The following is a 4,245-nucleotide window of genomic DNA, read 5'->3' as shown; positions in this document are numbered from 1 at the left end:
AGCGCCAGATGTGGTTGACACGTCCAAGCGCAATACCGAGCATGGAACCGACCGAAAGGTGGGGGCTGGAAAGATTCTCACGCGCGTCATAGCCGCATTGGCTGCAGCTTCGCTGGTCGTGGTGGGCGGTGTGGAGGGTGCGCATTACTGGAAGGTCGGGCGGTTCATCGAGTCGACCGACGACGCCTATGTCCAGGCAGACTCCACGATTGTCGCGCCAAAGGTGTCTGGCTATATCGCAGACGTGATGGTCGATGATAACCAGTCGGTAAAGTCGGGGCAGCGCCTCGCGCGCATCGACGACCGGGATCTTCGCACGGCCCTGGATGATGCCACCGCCAATGTCGCCGCGGCTACCGCAGCCGTCGCCCATCTGGATGCCCAGCTTGCCGCCCAGGGTTCCCTGATCCGGCAAGCCGATGCTAGCGTTACCGCGGCTGCCGCCTCCTTAAGCCTGTCCCAACGTAACGACGTTCGTCGGCACGAGATGGCAGAGGTCGGGTATGGCTCGGTCGAGCAAGCTGACAGCGCATCCACCGACGCGAAAGAGGGACGAGCGAATCTTGAGCGCCTCCAGGCTGCGGCGCTCACCGCTCGCCAGCAGGTCGGCATTCTCACCACGCAGCGGCAACTGGCCGAGGCCCAGTTGGCACGGACCGAGGCCAGCAAGCATCAGGCGGAGCTCAACTTGAGCTACACCGGCATCGTCGCGCCGATCGACGGTACCGTGGCGGCTCGCTCTGTCCGCGTGGGCCAGTATGTCCAGGCGGGTACCCAGCTCATGGCACTCGTACCGCTTCAACGGGTCTATGTGATCGCGAACTTCAAGGAGACTCAACTCACTGGGGTTCAGCCGGGTCAGCCAGCCATCGTCCGGGTCGACGCCTTCCCAGACCATGACCTCGTCGGCCATGTCGATACGATTGCGCCGGCGAGCGGCATGGAGTTCAGCCTGCTGCCGCCCGACAATGCGACCGGCAACTTCACCAAGATTGTCCAGCGCGTGCCCGTGAAGATCGTCTTCTCGCTCGATGAAGCCCTGGCTGGACGGATCCGCCCCGGCATGTCGGTCGAGGCGCAAATCGATACCAGGACGCAGGCCGTGAGCCGGATCGCGGGGAAATGAGCATGTCCGCTCCAGCACTAGCGACTACGACAGCGCGCCCCTCCCCGGCCGCAGCCCAGACGGTGGATGAACATGTCTCGACGAGGACCTGGATCGCCGTGGTCGGCGCGGCACTGGGTGCTTTCCTCGCCATCCTGAATATCCAGATCGTCAGCTCGTCGCTAGCGGACATCCAGGGTGCGATCGGCGCGGGATCGGACGAGGGTGGCTGGATCACCACGGCATACCTGGTGGCGGAAATCATCGTCATTCCGATCAGTGGCTGGCTTGCTCGAGTGTTTTCCGTGCGCACCTATCTGCTCACCAATACACTCCTGTTCCTGGTACTGACAGTTGCCTGTGCTTTCACGACCAATCTCGGCCAGATGATTGTCGTGCGAGCCATGCAGGGCTTTGCCGGCGGCGTTCTCATTCCACTGGCATTCTCGATCATCATGACCCGGTTGCCGCCGTCCAAGCACGCGATCGGTCTGGCCATCTATTCAATCTCCGCCATCTTCGCCCCCGCGATCGGGCCGGTGATCGGTGGATTCTGCAACGAGACGTTCGGCTGGCAGTCCATTTTCTTCATCAATCTTCTGCCGGGCGCCGTCATGTTCGCGATGCTCTGGATTTCGCTCGATCCGGAACCCCGTCAGTTCGATTTGCTGCGACGAGGCGACTGGTTTGGCATCGCCACAATTGCCATCGGCCTCGGGGCGCTGGAGACCGTGCTTGAAGAGGGCGAGAAGGACGACTGGTTCGGCTCGCAGTTCATCGTCCGACTCACCGTCGTCGCCGTCGTGTCCCTCGTCGCGTTCGTCATTCTGCAGCTGGTGCGCAAGCAGCCCCTGCTGCATCTGCGACTACTCGCGCGACGCAATTTCGGACTTGGCACCATCGCTAACTTTTTCTTTGGCCTGTCCATGTATGGGTGGATCTATATCGTTCCGCTCTATTTGAGCCGCATCCAGGGTTACAACGCCGAACAGATCGGCGGCGTAATCATCTGGATCGGGCTGCCCCAGCTTCTCATTCTTCCCTTGATGCCAAAGATGATGAAGCATGTCGATCCACGCCTGCTGGTGACGGTTGGATTCGTTCTGTTTATTGTCGGAAGTCTGTTGGCGACGAATCTGTCCGGCGATTTCTCCGGCCCGCAATTCCTTGCCTCGAGCCTTGTGCGCGCGGTGGCGCAGTCGATGGTGATGACGCCGCTATCGGCGATGGCAGTAGCGGGCATCGAACGCGAGTACGCGGGGTCCGCGGCTGCGCTATTCAATATGGTTCGCAACCTCGGCGGCGCGATCGGCATCGCTGTGATCCAGACGTTTCTGACCAAGCGGGACCAGTTCCATTCCGACGTACTCACGGCACAAGTCTCACTACTCGACAACGCCACGCGCACGCGCCTGAATGGCTTGACCGAAACCTTCCTCCAGCACGGCATCAGCGACCCTTCCTATGCCCGGCGCGAGGCCATGGTGATGGTTGGGCGAGCCATTCACCGGCAGGCAATGATGCTTGCCTACAGCGACACCATCATTCTTCAAAGCGCCCTTCTGGGCCTGGCCCTGTTCGCGGTCCTATTGCTAAAGAAATCGAAGGCCCGTTCAGGCGGGGAGGCACATTGAACACGATGAAACGCAAGCCCTTGGCCCTTGCCATGGATGGAATTCGCCTTGCACCCGGACCGGTGCTTGCAGGGTTGTTGTTGGCGCTTTGCCTCGGTGGTTGTGCTGTCGGCCCCGACTTCAAGGCGCCTTCCCCGCCGACGGATCGGGACTACGTGCAGCAACCTGTTTCGACGAGCTCTGGCGAAACCGAGCAGCACGTAGTGATGGGCGGAAATCTACGGGCGGACTGGTGGAAGTTGTTGCAATCCCCGGAACTCGACCGTGTCGTCGAGCAGGCGCTCGCCAACAATTGGTCTATCGACGCGGCCCGAGCGAACCTCGCAAAGGCCGGCGAGGGGGTGGCAGTCGCTCGAGGCGGCCTCTATCCGCAAGTTGATGCGGTAGCCGGTGCGGGGCGCGAGAAGTACGGCGCCTCGTTCCTCGGCCCCGAAGCCTTCACCTTCCCGGTTTTTTCCTCCTACACGGGCGGTGCCGTAGTCAGCTACGACCTTGATGTGTTTGGCGCGGAACGACGTCAAATAGAATTTGCCGCATCCGACGCGGACGTTCAGAAAGAAGTCGTGAACGCCGCCCATCTCAGCGTCGCGGGAAATACCGTTCTCGAGGCCTTGCAGATTGCTTCGATTCGGGCACAGATTGAGGTGGCACAAAGTGTCATTGCATCCGACCAGCAAAACCTGGAGTTAGTCCAGGCAGCGTACAAGACCGGCGTGGCGACACAGATGGATGTCACCACGGCGCAAAGTCAGCTCGACAGCGATCGCACCATGCTGCCTCCGCTGCATCAGCAACTCGACGTCGCGCAGGATGCGTTGGCCATTCTTGTGGGTCAGTCACCGGCCGCGTGGACAGCACCGGACTTCAAGCTCGCGACGTTGACACTTCCGGCGGACATTCCATTGGTCGTGCCGTCTGATCTGGTGCGCGCCCGGCCCGACATTCGCGCTGCGCAGGCGCGGCTGCACGCGGCAAACGCCGCGGTCGGAATGGCGACGGCAGACATGTACCCTCGCTTCACGCTGAGTGCGGCTGTTGCCGAACAAGGCCTGATATCCGGCCCTTCCGGTGCCGCATGGAGCCTTATCGGTGGACTGACGGCACCGGTCTTCCACGGGGGCGCCCTGTCAGCCCATCGTCGGCAAATGCAGGATGCTTACCAGGCGACCCTCGCTGAATACCAGCAGACCGTGCTCACGGCATTCGGCCAAGTCGCGGACAACCTGCACGGCCTGAGCAATTCCGCGGACGAAGTCCGAACCGAGCAGCAGGCCCTGGACTCCGCCAACGCTGCCTTGCGTCTGACCCGACTCGGCTATCGCGTTGGCAACGCTGGCATCGTCCAGGTCCTCGATGCACAGCGGCTTCAGCAGCTGGCTGAGCTTCGACTCGTCCAGGCCCGAACGACGCGCTATGTTCAGACGGTCGGCCTCTTTCTCGCAACTGGAGGTGGGCTCGCTGACGTCATGTCACCCTCACCGGGAAGTCAGACCGGCGAGACGAATA

General features: G+C 61.7%; 3 protein-coding genes. All 3 read left to right on the top strand.

What is annotated here, in order from left to right; translation table 11 throughout:
• Positions 1-1,126, top strand: a 1,126-nt coding sequence (locus HV670_RS29330; protein WP_217478558.1) for an HlyD family secretion protein, incomplete at its 5' end; no start/stop codon positions are given.
• Between the two features lie 2 nt (positions 1,127-1,128).
• Positions 1,129-2,739, top strand: coding sequence for an MDR family MFS transporter (locus HV670_RS29325; protein WP_175108436.1), 1,611 nt, complete (start codon positions 1,129-1,131; stop codon positions 2,737-2,739).
• Positions 2,740-2,744: 5 nt separating this feature from the next.
• On the top strand, positions 2,745-4,245 hold a 1,501-nt coding region (locus HV670_RS29320), incomplete at its 3' end, for an efflux transporter outer membrane subunit (protein WP_246258096.1).

This window comes from Pararobbsia alpina (assembly GCF_902859895.1).
Classification (GTDB): domain Bacteria; phylum Pseudomonadota; class Gammaproteobacteria; order Burkholderiales; family Burkholderiaceae; genus Pararobbsia; species Pararobbsia alpina.
This window is presented reverse-complemented; position numbering and strand designations above follow the sequence as displayed.

What these genes read in the sequence shown, in the direction of transcription:
- HV670_RS29325 (WP_175108436.1), top strand. Translation starts at nt 1,129, where the DNA reads ATGTCCGCTCCAGCACTAGCGACTACGACAGCGCGCCCCTCCCCGGCC.